The sequence below is a fragment of the Blastococcus aggregatus genome (genome assembly GCF_900221005.1).
Taxonomy (GTDB): domain Bacteria; phylum Actinomycetota; class Actinomycetes; order Mycobacteriales; family Geodermatophilaceae; genus Blastococcus; species Blastococcus aggregatus.
The window spans coordinates 148,001-164,240 of the sequence record NZ_OBQI01000006.1 but is presented as its reverse complement, the minus strand read 5'-3'; the positions used below and the strand labels follow the sequence as shown (position 1 = coordinate 164,240).

General features: G+C 73.4%; 16 protein-coding genes. 12 read left to right on the top strand and 4 right to left on the bottom strand.

Annotated features, from left to right (window positions below; all coding sequences use genetic code 11):
- Nucleotide 1 precedes the first annotated feature (1 nt).
- The 3 genes from CRP29_RS19005 (at nt 2) to CRP29_RS18995 (ending at nt 2,216) form a co-directional block, all read left to right on the top strand.
- Nucleotides 2-1,300 (top strand): amidohydrolase family protein, encoded by a 1,299-nt coding sequence (locus CRP29_RS19005; protein ID WP_097196630.1) that lies wholly within the window; start codon nt 2-4, stop codon nt 1,298-1,300.
- 80 nt (nt 1,301-1,380) lie between these two features.
- Nucleotides 1,381-1,734: an ArsR/SmtB family transcription factor gene (locus CRP29_RS19000; protein ID WP_097196629.1), complete on the top strand. Its 354-nt coding sequence runs from the start codon at nt 1,381-1,383 to the stop codon at nt 1,732-1,734.
- A complete protein-coding gene (locus CRP29_RS18995) occupies nt 1,731-2,216 on the top strand; it encodes an SRPBCC family protein (protein ID WP_097196628.1) in 486 nt (161 codons plus the stop codon). Before CRP29_RS19000 ends, CRP29_RS18995 begins: the two co-directional genes overlap by 4 nt.
- A gap of 19 nt (nt 2,217-2,235) precedes the next feature.
- Here CRP29_RS18995 and CRP29_RS18990 read toward each other — a convergent pair whose 3' ends face one another.
- On the bottom strand, nt 2,236-3,051 hold the full coding sequence (locus CRP29_RS18990) for an MBL fold metallo-hydrolase (RefSeq protein WP_097196627.1): 816 nt from the start codon (nt 3,049-3,051) through the stop codon (nt 2,236-2,238).
- Between the two features lie 43 nt (nt 3,052-3,094).
- Between CRP29_RS18990 and CRP29_RS18985 the strand changes: the two genes are divergently transcribed.
- The 5 genes from CRP29_RS18985 (at nt 3,095) to CRP29_RS18965 (ending at nt 9,373) form a co-directional block, all read left to right on the top strand.
- Nucleotides 3,095-4,609, top strand: a complete 1,515-nt coding sequence (locus CRP29_RS18985) for a TldD/PmbA family protein (RefSeq protein WP_217991673.1) — start codon at nt 3,095-3,097, stop codon at nt 4,607-4,609.
- Nucleotides 4,606-6,000 carry a metallopeptidase TldD-related protein gene (locus CRP29_RS18980; protein ID WP_097196625.1) on the top strand — a complete coding sequence of 465 codons (1,395 nt, stop codon included), beginning with the start codon at nt 4,606-4,608 and terminating at the stop codon, nt 5,998-6,000. Before CRP29_RS18985 ends, CRP29_RS18980 begins: the two co-directional genes overlap by 4 nt.
- Before the next feature lie 262 nt (nt 6,001-6,262).
- Nucleotides 6,263-6,568 carry a hypothetical protein gene (locus CRP29_RS18975; RefSeq protein WP_097196624.1) on the top strand — a complete coding sequence of 102 codons (306 nt, stop codon included), beginning with the start codon at nt 6,263-6,265 and terminating at the stop codon, nt 6,566-6,568.
- 284 nt (nt 6,569-6,852) lie between these two features.
- A complete protein-coding gene (locus tag CRP29_RS18970; RefSeq protein WP_245853060.1) occupies nt 6,853-7,881 on the top strand; it encodes a C40 family peptidase in 1,029 nt (342 codons plus the stop codon).
- 13 nt (nt 7,882-7,894) lie between these two features.
- On the top strand, nt 7,895-9,373 hold the full coding sequence (locus CRP29_RS18965) for an APC family permease (protein ID WP_097196622.1): 1,479 nt from the start codon (nt 7,895-7,897) through the stop codon (nt 9,371-9,373).
- Here CRP29_RS18965 and CRP29_RS23650 read toward each other — a convergent pair.
- Complete coding sequence (locus CRP29_RS23650) at nt 9,364-9,942, bottom strand: YdeI/OmpD-associated family protein (RefSeq protein ID WP_097196621.1); 579 nt, start codon at nt 9,940-9,942, stop codon at nt 9,364-9,366. The two genes, CRP29_RS18965 and CRP29_RS23650, sit on opposite strands and share 10 nt — an antisense overlap.
- A gap of 101 nt (nt 9,943-10,043) precedes the next feature.
- Between CRP29_RS23650 and CRP29_RS18955 the strand changes: the two genes are divergently transcribed.
- The 4 genes from CRP29_RS18955 to CRP29_RS18940 all read left to right on the top strand — a co-directional run bounded on the left by CRP29_RS18955 (nt 10,044) and on the right by CRP29_RS18940 (nt 13,607).
- Nucleotides 10,044-10,784: a histidine phosphatase family protein gene (locus tag CRP29_RS18955; protein ID WP_245853057.1), complete on the top strand. Its 741-nt coding sequence runs from the start codon at nt 10,044-10,046 to the stop codon at nt 10,782-10,784.
- Entirely contained in the window at nt 10,765-11,655 is an 891-nt protein-coding gene (locus CRP29_RS18950) for an NAD(P)H-hydrate dehydratase (RefSeq protein ID WP_097196620.1), read from the top strand. Before CRP29_RS18955 ends, CRP29_RS18950 begins: the two co-directional genes overlap by 20 nt.
- 62 nt (nt 11,656-11,717) lie before the next feature.
- Nucleotides 11,718-13,067: an NADP-specific glutamate dehydrogenase gene (gdhA, locus tag CRP29_RS18945; RefSeq protein ID WP_097196619.1), complete on the top strand. Its 1,350-nt coding sequence runs from the start codon at nt 11,718-11,720 to the stop codon at nt 13,065-13,067.
- A 9-nt stretch (nt 13,068-13,076) separates the two neighbouring features.
- A complete protein-coding gene (locus CRP29_RS18940) occupies nt 13,077-13,607 on the top strand; it encodes a gamma carbonic anhydrase family protein (protein WP_097196618.1) in 531 nt (176 codons plus the stop codon).
- Between the two features lie 233 nt (nt 13,608-13,840).
- On the opposite strand, the gene metX is transcribed toward CRP29_RS18940, so the two are convergent.
- The gene (metX, locus tag CRP29_RS18930) at nt 13,841-14,914 is read right to left on the bottom strand and encodes a homoserine O-acetyltransferase MetX (protein ID WP_176523051.1); all 1,074 of its coding nucleotides are present in this window, start codon (nt 14,912-14,914) and stop codon (nt 13,841-13,843) included.
- 17 nt (nt 14,915-14,931) lie between these two features.
- The gene (locus CRP29_RS18925) at nt 14,932-16,224 is read right to left on the bottom strand and encodes a bifunctional o-acetylhomoserine/o-acetylserine sulfhydrylase (RefSeq protein WP_097196617.1); all 1,293 of its coding nucleotides are present in this window, start codon (nt 16,222-16,224) and stop codon (nt 14,932-14,934) included.
- Nucleotides 16,225-16,240: the final 16 nt, after the last annotated feature.

Below are 16,240 nucleotides of genomic sequence, written 5' to 3'. Positions count from 1 at the left end.
TATGCGTCAGCGCTTCACCGCCCGGGCGGTCGTGGTCGGGGACCGCGCCGGCACCGTCGTCCCCGATGCCGTCGTCGATGTCCGGGACGGCGTGATCGAGTGGGTCGGGCCCTCCGGCGAGGCGCCCGAGCGGGCGGATGCCGACGTCGTCGCGGTGCCCGGCGTCCTGACGCCCGGCCTGGTCAACGCCCACTCGCACGCGCCGATGGTGCTGTTCCGCGGCCAGGGAGAGGGGCTCCCGCTGGACCGCTGGCTCAGCGAGGTCATGTGGCCGCGCGAGGCCCGCCTGACCCCGGAGGACGTCGAGGTCGCGATGACCGCGGCGTCGGCGGAGATGCTGGGCAACGGCATCACCACCAGCGTCGAGATGTACTTCCACCCCGAGCGGATCGCCGCCGCCGTCGGCGTCACGGGCGCCCGCGCGGTGATCGCCACGCCGCTGCTGCCCCTGCCCGGCATGCCGCCGATGGACGAGCAGCTCCGCACCGCCGTCGCGCTGGCCACCGGTGCCCCGGACGACGGCGGCGTCGAGTACGGGCTGGGCCCGCACGCGGCCTACACGGTGCCCCTGCCCGTGCTGCGCGACGCGGCCGAGGCGGCCCGCGAGCACGGCCTGCTGCTGCACCTGCACGTCGCCGAGACCGCCACCGAGGGCGACGACCTGCTCGCCGCGCACGGCCTCTCGGTGCCCTCCCTGCTGGCTGCGCACGACATCCTCGGCGGGCGGGTGCTCGCCGCGCACTGCGTGCACATGGACGACGGCGACCTCGACCTGTGGCGGGAGTACGACGTCGCCGTCGCGCACTGCCCCGCGAGCAACGCCAAGCTCGCCAGCGGCGTCATCCGCCTCCGGGACATGCTCGACCGCGGCATCCGCGTGGGCCTGGGCACCGACGGCCCGGCGTCCAACGACTCGCTCGACCTGCTCGCCGACCAGCGGCTGGCCGCGGGGATGGCCCGGCTGCGCGAGCGGTCGGCCACCGCGCTCACGGCCGCGGAGGCGTTCTGGCTGGCCACCGGCGCGGCCGCCGACGCGATCGGCCGGCCCGACCTGGGCGTGCTCGAGGCCGGTCGCCGCGCGGACCTGGTGCACGTGGACACCCGCGACCTCGTCTTCGAGCCGGTCGGCGACCTCGCCGACCTGCTGGCGCACCTGGTGTGGTCCGCCGACGGCCGGCACGTGCGCGACGTGTGGGTGGGCGGTGCCCAGGTGGTCCGCGACGGCGTCTCGACACGGGTGGACGCCGACGCGCTGCGGTCCGACGTCGCCGCCCGCGCTGCCCGTCTCGCCACCGGCTGACCTTCTTCAACTGATCGGTTGACCACGCGCGCCCACAGGTCTACCGTCTTCTTCAACCGCGAGGTTGAACGAGGAGGAACATGGTGGCGGATCCGCTCTCCCGGGTGTTCTCGGCGCTGGCCGACCCCACCCGGCGGGACATCGTGGCGCGACTCGCGGTCGCCGACGCCACGGTCAACGAGCTCGCCGCGCCCTACGACGTGACCGTCCAGGCCGTCTCCAAGCACCTCAAGGTGCTGGAGGACGCCGGCCTGGTGAGCCGGAGCCGGGAGGCCCAGCGCCGCCCGGTGCACCTCGAGGCCGAGGTGTTCGACCTGATGACGAAGTGGATCGAGCGGTACCGGCGCCAGGCCGAGGAGCGCTACCGCCGTCTGGACGACGTCCTGCGCGACATGCCGGATGCCGTCCTCCCCCAGGAAGGAACCCCGTCATGACCAGCACCACGCACCACGAGACCCAGATCGTCTCCGATCCCGACGTCCCCCTCGTCCGGGTCACCCGCGAGTTCGACGCCCCGCGCGAGAAGGTCTTCCGCGCCCACGTCGACCCCGACCTGTTCGCCCGGTGGAACGGGCCGGCGGGCATGGAGACCCGCATCGACCGGCACGACTGCCGCACCGGGGGCTCCTACCGCTACGTGATGACGCAGGACGGCGAGGAGTACGCGTTCAACGGCGTCTTCCACGAGGTGCGGCAGGACGAGCTGATCGTGCAGACGTTCGCCTTCGAGGGCATGCCGGACGCCGTCGCCCTGGAGCGGCTGGTGCTCGAGGACCTCGGGAACGGGCGCTGCCGGCTCACCTGCACGTCGCTGGTCGACTCCTTCGAGGGCCGCGACGGGTTCGTGGCCAGCGGCATGGAGGTCGGCGTGAATGAGGGCTACGCGAAGCTCGACGCGCTCCTCGCCGGCAGCTGAGCCACGCGGGGCGGGACGGTCAGGCGCGCAGGCTGACCGTCTCGCCGCGCTGAGCGGTCCGCAGCTCGCCCGGCAGCTCGCGGCGGCCGACCTCGGCGACGAAGTCCCCGAGCGGGCTCCGGAACCGGTCGTAGTCGTCGTAGTGCACCGGCACGGTGACCGGCGGCCTCAGCAGCTCGACCAGATCGGCGCCCTGGCGGGCGTCCATCGTCACCGTGATCCCCAGCGCCTTCGTGCCGCCGAGGTGCGGGATCAGCACATCCAGCGGGCCGCAGCGCTCCAGCACCTCGCCGAGCGCGGGGCGGTAGAGGGTGTCGCCGCTGATGTAGCCGCGCCAGGAGACCTCGCCGCCACGCACCAGCTCGACGACGCTGCCCATGACCTGCGGCAGCACCCGCGCCAGGGGGCCCGGACCGTGCACACCGGGCACCGACGTGATCCGCAGCGTGGCTGGGCCGCGGGTGAACTCGTGCGTCTGCCAGGCCCGCAGGTCCGAGGTGCCGGTGAACCCGCGGTCGGCCAGGCACCTCGCGGCCTCCGGCGTGGTCACCACCGGGGTGTCCTTGGGTAGCGACCTCGTGGCGATCCGGTCCCAGTGGTCGCCGTGCATGTGCGAGAGCAGGATCCCGTCCAGCGCCGGCAGCTGGGTCGGCTGCAGCGCGGGCTCGGTCAGCCGCTTGGCGCGCAACCCGTAGCCGAGCCTGGCCCGCTGCCCGCGGTGCAGGAAGTTCGGATCGGTCAGCAGGGTGAACCCGCCGATCCGCAGCAGCATCGTCGCGGTGCCGCCGAAGGTCATGGTCACGTCGTCCGGAGGCTGCTGGGCAGGGTCGGCCATGAGAGGCGCTCTACCCCGCCGACCGGCTGGTAGACAGGGCCGCGTGCCAGGAACCCGTTCCGTCGACGAGTCCTTCCTCGCCCTCCCGCTGTCCGCGCTCACCGACGCCGCGCTCACCCGTGCGGTGGACCTGGGCTGCGAGCACGCGGACATCCGGGTCGAGCGGATCCGCACGCAGACGATCAGCCTGCGCGACGCCCGCCCGGAGGCGGTGACCGACGGCGAGGACCTCGGGCTCGCCGTCCGGGTCGTGCACGAGGGCACCTGGGGCTTCGCCGCCGGCGTCGTCCTCACCGCCGCGGAGGCCGTGCGGCTGGCCGAGGAGGCCGTCGTCGTGGCCAAGGTGTCCGCGGCGATCAACACCGACCGCGTGGAGCTCGCCCCCGAGCCGGTGTACGCCGACGCCACGTACGTCTCGGACTACGAGATCGACCCGTTCGACGTGCCCGACGCCGACAAGACCGGGCTGCTCGCCGAGTTCTCCGAGCGGCTGCTGGCCGCCGACGGCGTCGAGCACGTGCGCGCGAGCTGCATGCACGTCAAGGAGCAGAAGTACTACGCCGACACCGCCGGCACCCGCACCCGGCAGCAGCGCGTGCGGATCCACCCCGATCTGACCGCGCTCACCGTCGACCGCGCCACCGGCTCCTTCGAGAGCATGCGCACCCTCGCGCCGCCGGTCGGCCGGGGCTGGGAGTACCTCACCGGTACCGGCTGGGACTGGGACCCGGAGTTGTCGGAGCTGCCCGAACTCTTGCGCGAGAAGACCAAGGCGCCCTCGGTCGAGGCGGGCCGCTACGACCTGGTCGTCGACCCGTCCAACCTGTGGCTGACCATCCACGAGTCGATCGGCCACGCCACGGAGCTGGACCGGGCGCTGGGCTACGAGGCGGCCTACGCCGGCACCTCCTTCGCCACCGTGGACAAGCTCGGCACCCTGCGGTACGGCTCGCCGCTGCTGCAGATCACCGGCGACCGCACCGCCCCGCACGGCCTGTCCACCGTCGGCTGGGACGACGAGGGCGTCGCCGGTCAGGAGTGGGACATCGTGGCGGACGGCGTGCTGGTGGGCTACCAGGTGGACCGGAACATGGCCCGGCTGCGCGGCCTGCCCCGCTCCAACGGCTGCGCGTTCGCCGACTCCCCCGGCCACGTGCCCGTGCAGCGGATGGCCAACGTGTCGCTGGAGCCCACCCCCGACGGCCCCTCGACCGAGGAGATCATCGGCGGGGTCGAGCGCGGCATCTACGTCGTCGGCGACAAGAGCTGGTCGATCGACATGCAGCGCTACAACTTCCAGTTCACCGGCCAGCGCTTCTACCGCATCGAGGGCGGAAAGCTCGCCGGCCAGCTGCGCGACGTCGCCTACCAGGCCACGACGACGGACTTCTGGGGCTCCATGTCGGTCGTCGGCGGCCCGCAGACCTACGTCCTCGGCGGCGCCTTCAACTGCGGCAAGGCCCAACCCGGGCAGGCGGCGCCGGTGAGCCACGGCTGCCCGACCGCACGGTTCGACCAGGTGTCGATCCTGAACACCGTGCAGGAGGCCGGGCGATGAGAACGAGCCGGATGACCGCCCAGGAGCTGGTCGAGGCATGCCTCGCGGCCTCGACCGCCGACGCCCAGATCACCTACGTCACCGAGCACGCCGAGGCCAACCTGCGGTGGGCGGCCAACAGCCTGACGACGAACGGGGCGATGCGGTCGCGCTCGGTCGTCGTCATCTCCTTCGTCGACGGTGGTGCCGGTATGGCCGCGGGCTCGGTCTCCCGCACCGGGACGCCGGACGTCGCCGAGCTGGTGGCCGCCAGCGAGCGTGCGGCCCGCGACGCCGGCCCCGCGGAGGACGCCGTCCCGCTGGTCGCCGAGGCACCGCCCGGCGCGGGGGACTGGTCGGCGGACCCGGCGGAGACCTCGATCGAGGTGTTCGCGGAGTTCGCGCCGGCGCTCGGGCAGGCCTTCGGCGAGGCGCGGGACCGCGGGGAGCTGCTCTTCGGCTTCGCCGAGCACTCGATGAGCACCACCTACCTGGGCAGCTCCACCGGCCTGCGGCTGCGCACCGACCAGCCCACCGGCCGGGTCGAGCTCAACGGCAAGAGCCCCGACTTCAGCCGGTCGGTCTGGTCGGGCACCAGCACCCGCGACTTCCGCGACGTCTCGGTGGCGGCGCTGGCGGCCGACGTGGAGAAGAAGATGGGCTGGTCGCAGCGGCGCATCGACCTCCCGGCCGGGCGCTACGAGACGCTGCTGCCGCCGTCGGCGGTGAGCGACCTGATGATCTACCTCTACTGGACGATGGAGGCCCGCGACGCCGACGAGGGGCGCAACGTCTTCGCCCGCGCCGGCGGTGGCAACCGCATCGGCGACCGGCTGGCCGAGCTCCCGCTCACGCTGCGCAGCGACCCCGCGTACGCCGGCCTCGAAGCGGCCCCGTTCCAGGTGGTGCCGGCGTCGTCGGGCTCGGCCTCGGTGTTCGACAACGGCCTCGCCGCGCCGGCGATCGACTGGATCACCGACGGCGTCCTGACCAACCTGGTCCGCCCGCGGTCCTGGGCGCTCACCCAGACCGCGCCCGCGACGGTCGCCGTCGACAACCTGATCCTCGAGGACCGCTCGGCCGCGGTGGATCCCGCCGAGATGGTGGCGGCCACCGAGCGGGGCCTCCTGCTGACCACGCTCTGGTACATCCGCGAGGTCGATCCGCAGACCCTGCTGCTCACCGGGCTCACCCGCGACGGCGTCTTCCTCGTGGAGAACGGCGAGGTGACCGGGGCGGTGAACAACTTCCGGTTCAACGAGTCGCCGGTGGACCTGCTGGGCCGGACGGTGCAGGCCAGCCGCACCGAGCGCACCCTGCCGCGGGAGTGGAACGACTGGTTCACCCGCACGGCCATGCCGATGCTGCGGGTGCCGGACTTCAACATGAGCTCGGTGTCGCCCGCCAGCTGACGGCGCCGAGCGCGTCGCGCCCCGTCCGTCCCACCCGTCACCAGAACGCCTCCGGACGGTGCAGTTCCGCCAACCGGCGGCGCGACACCTGGGGAGTAATGACGGCGACGCCTCGTAGGCGTGGGATTACCGTGGGTGTCGAAACTGGTGCAACGAAAGGCTTTACCGCAGGAGCACTCCTGCCGAAACCTTCCGTAGCTCCTTTTTTCATCACGCACACGGGCCCGGCTCTGCGGAACGGGCTGTCGAGGGGAGGACTCCCATGAGCAGGAGTCACAAGCCGTCCGTCTTCCAGGTCGGCAAGGTCCGCGACGACGGGCACACCGTCGTCATCTCCGGCTGGGGCCTGGGCCTCTGCGCCGTGGCCTGCGCGTGCCACCGGCACCCGGCGGCCGGCAACCTGGCCATCGACGAGGACCAGGCGGGTGGCCGGCTCGGCCTCGTCAGCTTCGCCGACGGCGGCTGCGACTGCTGCGAGGCGTGGACGGCCGACGAGCTGTCGGCGATCCTCCGCGACTTCCAGACCGTCGCCGGCCTCCAGCAGGTGCAGGAGCCGCTCGCCGGCTGACCCACCACCGCCGTCCCCGAACGGACCCCAGGGCAGAAATGGTCATTCCTGCCCTGGGGTCCGTTCGTCTTCCTGGCCTGGCCTGGCCGATCCGGGGGTCGAGGACGGCACGGGAGTGGGCACGGGGACGGATGAGCAGCCTGAGGCGGACGAGGCGAGCAGACGGGTTCCGCTCCAGCGCGCCGTCCGCTACGTGCCGACATCGGATCCCTACGGTCCGTACCGACGCGCAACGAACAGTGCCCTTCCCCGGCACCGGCGCAGCTGCTGATCGGAGGCCGACGGTGCAGTCCGCCCGCACGACCCAGCGCCACCGTTCCCGGGCTGTCCTGGCCCTGGGCGCCGTGCTCGTCGCCGCCACCACCGGCCTCCTCGCGCCCTCCCCGGCGGGTGCCGCACCGAGCACGGCCGCGGAGGCCGGCGAGCTCATGCGCACCGCCGCCCAGGAGCTGACCGTCGTCGACGAGCAGCTGCACGAGGCAGAGATCGCCGTGGCAGCCCAGCAGCAGGCGGCCGCGGCCGCCGCCGAGCAGGCCGCCGTCGCGCACGCCGCCTTCGCCGTCTACGAGCCACGGCTGCGGGCCATCGCGCAGGGCGGCTACACCGGGAAGACGCAGTCGCGCATGGCGGCGTTCCTCACCAGCAGCTCCGCCGACGTGCTGGTCCAGCAGATGACGACGCTGGACCTCATCGCCTCCCGCACCAACGCCGTCGTCGCCGAGGCGGCCACCGCGCAGACCGCCGCCCGCCAGGCGCAGGAGGCCGCCGACCAGGCCGCCGCCACGGCGCAGGCCGGCGCGGAGCAGCTGCGCGCGCAGAAGGCCGAGGTCGAGAAGCGCGCGGCCACCTACCGGGCCGACTTCGACCGGCTCTCGACCGCCGAGCAGGTGCGTGTCACCACCGCCGTGGCCGGCCGCTCGCTCGAGGCCCCCGCGGTCTCCGAGCTCCCGGTGGTCTCCGGATCGGCCGCCGCCGCGGCGATCCAGGCCGCCCTGGCGCAGGTCGGCGACCGCTACGCCGCCGGCGGCACCGGCCCCGACGCCTTCGACTGCTCGGGCCTCACCTCGTACGCCTACGCAGCCGCCGGTGTGACCCTGCCGCACTCCAGCCGCGCGCAGTCCCAGCTCGGCCAGCAGGTCTCGCGGCAGGAACTCCAGCCCGGCGACCTCGTCTTCTACTACACGCCGATCAGCCACGTGGCCCTCTACATCGGCAACGGCATGATCGTGCACGCCCGCACCTACGGGTCGCCGGTCGCGGTCACCAGCGTCGACCAGCGCGGCTACCGGTTCGGCGTCCGCCTCGGCGGCTGATGACAATGGCGGGGTGACGGCCACCGCGACCGGGCCCCAGGCGGGGGCGACGCTCCGCCCCGACGCCGTCGGCTTCCTCGACACCCTCGTCATCGGGCTGGCGGCCACCTCGCCGGCCTACTCCCTCGCCGCCGTCCTCGGACCGATCGTGGCCTTGGTCGGCGTGCACGCCCCCGGGGTGCTGCTCGCCTCCTTCCTGCCGATGCTGCTCATCGCCGGGGCGTTCGCCGCGCTGAACCGGGTCGACCCCGACTGCGGGACGACGTTCAGCTGGGTCACCCGCGCGCTCGGGCCGTGGACCGGCTGGATCGGCGGCTGGGCGATCGCCATGACCGGCGTCCTCGTGCTGGGCTCGCTGGCCGAGGTCGGCGTGCGGTTCACCCTGCTGGCCGTCGGCCTCGACGGGCTGACGGAGTCGACACCGGCGGTCATGGGTCTGTCGGTGCTGCTCGTCGTGGTCATGGCGGCGATCTGCGTGCGCGGGACGGAGCTCTCCGCGCGGCTGCAGAACGGCCTGATCGTCGCGCAGACGGTGGCGCTGGCGGTTTTTGCCGTGGTCGCCCTGGTGCGCGGCCTCGCCGGGGACAGCCCGTTCGGCGGCCTCACCCCCGAGTGGAGCTGGCTGGACCCGTTCGGCTCCGGCGGGGCGGCGCTGACCGGCGGGCTGCTGCTCGGCGTCTTCGCCTACTGGGGGTGGGAGTCGGCGGTCAACCTGACCGAGGAGACCCGCGATCCGCTGCGGGCCCCCGGGCGCGCGGGCGTGTGGTCGACGGTCGTCCTGCTGGTCACCTACCTGGGCGTGGCGACGGCGATCGTCACCTTCGCCGGCACCGGCTGGCTGGCCGGCAGGGCCGACGAGGAGGAGGCGGTCTTCGCTCTGCTCTCCACCCGGGTGCTCGGCGGCTGGGACTGGGTCGTGCTGGTCGCCGTGGCGACGTCGGCGATCGCCTCGACCCAGACGACGATCATCCCGGCGTCGCGGACCGGCCTGTCGATGGCCCGGCGGGCCGCCCTGCCGCGCCGCTTCGCCTCGATCTCCCCCACGCACCGCACGCCCGACGTCTCCACCTGGTGGGTCGCCGGCATCGGGGTGGCCTGGTACCTCGGCGTGGGGCTGATCAGCGAGAACGCCCTGTTCGACTCGATCACCGGGCTCTCCCTCCTCATCGCGCTCTACTACGGGCTCACCGGACTGGCCTGCGCCGTCTACTTCCGGCGGCAGCTGCTCGCCAGCGTGCGGAACTTCCTGCTGCTGGGCGTCGGGCCGCTGACCGGGGCGGGGATGCTCGCCTGGCTGCTGGTGCTCTCGGTCCGTGACCTCGCGGACGCGGAGAACTCCTACACCGGCCAGGCGTGGCTGGGCGTCGGCCCGCCGCTGGTGATCGGCGTCGGCGTCATGGCGACGGGCGTCGGGCTGATGCTCTGGTGGCGTTCCCGGGACGCCACCTTCTGGCGCGAGCGGGCCTCGTTCGCCCCCGGCGGTCAGTGGTAGGTCCGCCCCTCCCGCAGCATCTCGACGGCGGCGGTGATCCGCCGGGCCCGCGTCGCAGGGGTGGCCGCGGTGTGCACGCGGTGGAGGACGGCGTAGCGGTTCTGCCCGGTCAGCGCGTCGAAGGCCGCGCGGGCCGCGGGCACGGCGTCCAGCGCGACGGTGAGGTCGTCGGGGACGGTGATGGTGGCCGGGCCGCCGTAGGCCCGCTCCCACCGGCCGTCGGCCTTCGCCGCCTCGACCGCGGCCAGCCCGGCCGGGCGCATCCGCCCCTCGTCGGTCAGCCGTTCCACGGTCGCCACGTTCTTCGCCGACCAGATGCTCTTCGGCCGCCGGGGGGTGATCCGCTGCAGGTAGAACGAGTCGTCCAGCCGGTTGGCGCGGCCGTCGATCCAGCCGAAGCAGAGCAGCACCTCGACCATCTGCTCCCAGTTGATCGACGGGACGCCCGAGCTCTTCTTCGCCAGCTTCACGTACAGCCCGGGCGCGGTGAGGTGCTCGGCCTCCAGCCACGCCTCCAGGGCGGCCTGGTCGGCGAAGGGCAGCACCGGCAGGTCCGTGGGCAGCGTCACGCCGTCATCCTGCCCGCGGGGGCCGACGGTTTCGGGAACGTCGTGTGCGGCTACCGCCGGGCGGATGCCCGCACGGTGCGGAGCGACGACGGAGGTGGCGGGTGGCGAGCCGGGAACCGGGACCGTCGGTGCTGTGGCTGGTCCGGCACGGCGAGAGCATGGGCAACGTCGCCGACGCGCACGCGCAGCGCGCCGGGGCCGGCCGGCTGGACCTCGACGTCCGCGATCCCGACGTCCCTCTGTCGGACACCGGCCGGTCGCAGGCCGAGGCGCTGGGCGCCTGGCTGGCGGAGCTGCCCGGGGACGAGCGCCCGACGGCGGTGCTGAGCTCGCCGTTCGAGCGCGCGCTGACCACCGCGACGCTGGCGACGGCGGACCTGGGGCTCCGGGTGCGCACCGACGAGCGGCTGCGCGAGCGCGACTTCGGCACCTTCGACCGGATGACCGGCGCCGGCATCCGCGAGCAGTTCCCCGAGGAGGCGGAGCGGCGCGACCTGCTCGGCAAGTTCTACTACCGGCCGCCGGGCGGGGAGAGCTGGGCCGACGTCGCCCTGCGGATCCGCAGCCTGCTGGCCACCGAGGGGCTGCGGCACGACTGCGAGCGGCTGGTGGTCGTGGCACACCAGGCCGTGATCATGGTCTTCCGCTACGTGCTCGAGGAGCTGACCGAGCAGGAGCTGCTCGCCGTCGACCGGGAGGAGCAGGTCGCCAACGCCTCCCTCACCCGCTACGAGCGCACCGAGGACGGCGGCTTCCGGCTGGTCGCCTTCAACGACGTGGACCACCTGGTCGCCGAGGACGAGCGCGTCACGGAGGAGCCCGATGCCGTCCAGCAGGCCTGACCCCACGACGGTCACCCCCGAGCTGCTGCGGGCCTGGCCGCTGCCCGAGCCGACCGGGAGCAAGAACGCCCGCGGCTCCATCCTGGTGATCGGGGGCAGCACCGAGACCCTCGGCGCCGTCCTGCTGGCGGCCACCGCGGCGATGCGGGCCGGCGCGGGCAAGCTCCAGGTCGCCACCGTCGCCTCCATGGCGCCGCACGTGGCCACCGCGCTGCCCGAGGCGCTGGTGCGGGCGCTCCCGCAGACCGGGGGCGGGGCGATCGGCCCGGAGGCGGCCGACGTCGTCCGGGACCTGGCGGAGGCGGCCGACGCCGTGCTCATCGGGCCCGGGATGGCCGACAAGGAGGCGACCCAGGCCTTCGGGGAGCGGTTGCTGCCGCACCTGCGCGGTCCGCTGGCCCTCGACGCGCTGGGCCTGGCGACGGTGACCGCCGACGAGGGCTGCGTGCACCACCTCGACGGCCGGGTCGTGCTGACCCCCAACCCGACCGAGGCCGCCTACGCGCTGCACGTCGAGGAGGACGAGATCGACGAGGATCCGGCCGGGTCCGCGGCCGGGCTCGCCGGCCGGACGAAGGCGGTGGTGGGCCTGGGCGGGTCGACCTCGTGGATCGCCGCGCCCGACGGCCGGATGTGGCGGGACGACAGCGGCACGGCGGGGCTGGGCGTCTCCGGCTCCGGCGACGTGCGGGCCGGCATCACCGGCGGTCTCCTCGCCCGCGGCGCCGAACCCGCGCAGGCCGCGGTCTGGGCGGCCTGGCTGCACGGCCGGGCCGGCGAGCGGCTGGCGTCCTCGGTGGGCCGGCTGGGATTCCTCGCCCGCGAGCTGCCGGGGGAGGTGCCGGGCGCCCTGGCGGAGGTCGCGCCCTGAGCCGCGGGAGGCCGCGCGTAGGTTGGCCCCGCAAGATCGGACCGGCAATCGGAGGAGAACCCGTGCACGTCGACGTGCCTGCCAAGGTGCAGGAGATCTACGCCGAGGTGCTGCGGCGCAATCCCGGTGAGGCCGAGTTCCACCAGGCCGTGCACGAGGTGCTCGAGTCGCTGGCCGTCGTCCTCGGCCGGCACAGCGAGTACACCGAGATGAAGACGATCGAGCGGATCTGCGAGCCCGAGCGGCAGATCATCTTCCGCGTGCCGTGGCAGGACGACCGCGGCGAGGTGCAGATCAACCGGGGCTTCCGCGTCGAGTTCAACTCCGCGCTCGGCCCGTACAAGGGCGGGCTGCGCTTCCACCCCTCGGTGAACCTCGGCATCGTCAAGTTCCTCGGCTTCGAGCAGGTCTTCAAGAACGCGCTCACCGGGATGCCCATCGGCGGCGGCAAGGGCGGCTCCGACTTCGACCCCAAGGGCCGGTCGGACGCCGAGGTGATGCGGTTCTGCCAGTCGTTCATGACCGAGCTCTACCGGCACCTCGGCGAGTACACCGACGTGCCGGCCGGCGACATCGGCGTCGGCGCCCGGGAGATCGGCTACCTCTTCGGCCAGTACAAGCGGATCACCAACCGCTACGAGTCCGGCGTGATCACTGGCAAGGGGCTGGGCTGGGGCGGCGCGCTCGTGCGCACGGAGGCCACCGGGTACGGCGCGGCCTTCTTCGCCGACGCGATGATGCGCGCCCGCGGCGACTCCTTCGACGGCAAGCGCGTGGTCATCAGCGGCTCCGGCAACGTCGCGGTCTACGGCATCGAGAAGGTGCACGAGCTCGGCGGCACGGTCGTGGCGTGCTCGGACTCCAGCGGCTACGTCGTCGACGACAACGGCATCGACCTCGACGTCCTCAAGCAGGTCAAGGAGGTCGAGCGCGCCCGGATCAGCGAGTACGCCGATCGGGTCGAGGGCGCCCACTACGTCTCCCAGGGCAGCATCTGGGACGTCCCGTGCGAGGTCGCGGTGCCCAGCGCCACGCAGAACGAGCTCGACGGCAAGGACGCGCGCACCCTGGCCCGCAACGGCTGCCAGTACGTGGTCGAGGGGGCGAACATGCCCACGACCCCCGACGCGGTCTCGCTGTTCCGCGCCGCCGGTATCGGCTTCGCCCCCGGCAAGGCGGCCAACGCCGGCGGCGTGGCCACCTCGGCGCTGGAGATGCAGCAGAACGCCTCGCGGGACCGGTGGACCTTCGAGCACAGCGAGGCCAAGCTCGAGGAGATCATGCGCGGCATCCACCAGCGCTGCCACGACACGGCCGAGGAGTACGGCGCCCCCGGTGACCTGGTGCTCGGCGCCAACGTGGCGGGCTTCCTCCAGGTGGCCGAGGCGGTGCACGCCCACGGGCTGATCTAGGTTCGCGGCGTGGACAACTTCATCGGCGCCCTGGACTTCGGCTCACCCGCGATCGACGACGAGGCGTGGGTGGCGCCGACGGCGGTGGTGGTGGGCGCGGTGACGATGGGCCCGCGGTCGAGCATCTGGTACGGGGCGGTCGCCCGGGCCGACGCCGAGGTCATCGAGATCGGCGCCGACTCCAACATCCAGGACGGCTGCACGCTGCACTCCGACCCCGGCTTCCCGCTGGTCGTGGGCGACCGGGTCTCGGTGGGCCACCGGGTGGTGCTGCACGGCGCCCGCATCGACGACGACGTGCTCGTCGGCATGGGCAGCGTGGTGATGAACGGCGCGCACATCGGCTCGGGCTCGATCGTCGCCGCCGGCGCCGTCGTCACCCAGGGCAAGGTCTTCCCGCCGCGTTCGCTGATCGCCGGCGTCCCGGCGAAGGTCATGCGCGAGGCGACCGACGACGACCAGCTGCACATCGCCCACAACGCCAAGGCCTACAGCGACCGGCTCGACGGGGCCCGGCGGGTGCGCCGGCTCGAGCGCTGACCCGTCTGTCCGCCGCCGAGTGCGACGAACTCGTGGCCATCAGCGGTTGATCGCCACGAGTTCGTCGCACTCGCTGGTGAGCGTGGCCGCGTGACCGGGCTGCCCGCCCTGGCCGCAGCGCTGGAGCCGCCGGCCACCCGGTCACCTGGGACGACGACTTCCCGGGACACCACCGCTGCTACGGCGCGGACCCCTTCGGCAACCGGCTGGAGTTCCTGGAGCCGACCGGCTGATCAGCCGGCGAGCAGCTCGCTGAGCAGCGCGCCGACCTCGTCCACCTCGACGAGGAAGCCGTCGTGCCCGTACGGGGATGCGATCAGCCGCAGCGGCACGCCCAGCGCGTCGGCGACCCGCTGCTGCAGCGCCGGGGGGTAGAGCCGGTCGCTGTCGATACCGGCGACGACGGTCCGCGCCGTCACCCGGGCCAGCGCCGCCTCGACGCCGCCGCGGCCACGGCCGACGTCCCAGGAGTTCATCGCCTCGGTGAGGACGACGTAGCTGCCGGCGTCGAACCGCCGCACCAGCTTGTCGGCGTGGTGGTCCAGGTAGGAGCCGACGGCGTAACGGCCGTCCTCCTGCACCCGTGCGCCGAACCGGGCGTCCAGCTCCAGGGCGCTGCGGTAGGTGAGGTGCGCGATCCGGCGGGCGACCCCGAGACCGTCGGACGGCGGGTCGGCCCGGTCGTAGTCCCCGCCGCGCCACCGCGGATCGGCGCGCACCGCGGCCTGCTGGGTGGTCTGCGTGCCGAGCTGGTCGCCGGTGGCGGATGCCCCCGACGCCAGGAAGAACAGCGACCCGACCCGCTCCGGAAATGCCACTGCCCACTCGAGAGCCCGCATGCCGCCCATCGAGCCGCCCACCACGCAGGCCCAGCGGTCGATGCCGAGCGCATCGGCGAGAGCCGCCTCGACCCCCACCTGGTCGCCGACGGTCACCTGGGGGAAGCGCGAGCCCCACCGGGCGCCGTCGGGGGCGAGCGAGCCCGGCCCCGTCGTCCCCTGGCAGCCGCCGAGCACGTTGGCGCAGACGACGAACCACCGGTCGGTGTCCAGCGGCCGGCCGGGGCCGACCAGGCCCTCCCACCAGCCCGCGGTCGCGTGGCCCGGGCCGGCGGCGCCCACGACGTGGCTGTCACCGGTCAGGGCGTGCTCGACCAGCACGGCGTTCCCGCCGTCGGCCGCGAGCGTCCCCCACGTCTCGTAGGCGACCCGGACCTCCGGGAGCTCACCACCGCGCTCCAGGCCGACGGCGGGCAGGTCGAGGAAGAGCCGGTCGCCGACCGGATCCCCCTCGACCCACCCGCCCATGCCTGCCCGCGCTGCCGTCAGGCCGACTTGGCGGCCCGGAAGCCGGCCTCGAGGTCGGCGAGGATGTCCTCGATGCCCTCCAGGCCCACCGCCAGACGCACGAGGCCGGGGGTGACGCCGGTGGTGAGCTGCTCCTCAGCGGTCAGCTGCGAGTGCGTGGTCGACGCCGGGTGGATGACCAGCGAGCGCACGTCACCGATGTTCGCCACGTGGCTGTGCAGCTCGAGGGCCTCGACGAACTTCTGCCCGGCCTCGCGGCCGCCGTGCAGCTCGAAGGTGAGGACGGCGCCGGCGCCCTTCGGCGCGTACTTCTGCTGGTTGGCGTGCCACGGCGAGGAGGCGAGGCCTGGGTAGTTGACCCGGTCGACCGCGTCGTGCGCCTCGAGGAACTCGGCCACGCGCTGGGTGTTCTGCACGTGCCGCTCCATGCGCAGCGACAGCGTCTCGATGCCCTGCACGACGAGGAAGGCGTTGAACGGCGAGATGGCCGGGCCGAGGTCGCGGAGCAGCTGCACGCGGGCCTTGAGGGCGAACGCGGGCGCACCGAGGTCGGCGTAGACGACGCCGTTGTACGTCGGGTCGGCGGTCGTGAACATGGGGTGCCGGCCGCCGCGCCAGTCGAACGTGCCGCCGTCGACGATCACGCCGGCGATGGCCGTGCCGTGGCCGCCGAGGTACTTCGTCGCCGAGTGCACGACGACGTCGGCACCGAACTCGAAGGGGCGGATCAGGAACGGGGTGGCGATGGTGTTGTCCACGACCAGCGGGACGCCGTTGCGGTGCGCGACGCCGGCGACGGCCTCGATGTCGAGGATGTCGCCCTTCGGGTTGCCGATCGTCTCGGCGAAGAACGCCCGGGTGTTCTCCTGCACGAGGGCCTGCCACGCCTCCGGGTCGTCGGGGTTCTCGACGAAGGAGACGGTGATGCCCAGCTTGGGGAACGAGTGGTGCAGCAGGTTGTACGTGCCGCCGTAGAGCGAGGCGGAGGCGACGATGTGGTCGCCGGACTCGGCGAGGTTCAGCAGCGCCAGGGTGGTCGCCGACTGGCCGGAGGAGACGGCGAGCGCCGCGACACCACCCTCCAGCGAGGCGACGCGCTGCTCCAGCGCGTCCTGCGTCGGGTTCATGATCCGCGTGTAGATGTTGCCCATCTCGGCCAGCGCGAACAGGTCTGCGGCGTGCTGGCTGTCGCGGAACTGGTAGGCCGTGGTGGCGTAGATGGGCAGGGCGCGGGCCCCGGTGGTCGGGTCGGGGCTCGTGCCGGCGTGGATCTGCCGGGTCTCGAAGCTCCAGTTCTGCGGGTCGCTCATGCGCCGTCTCCTCTCG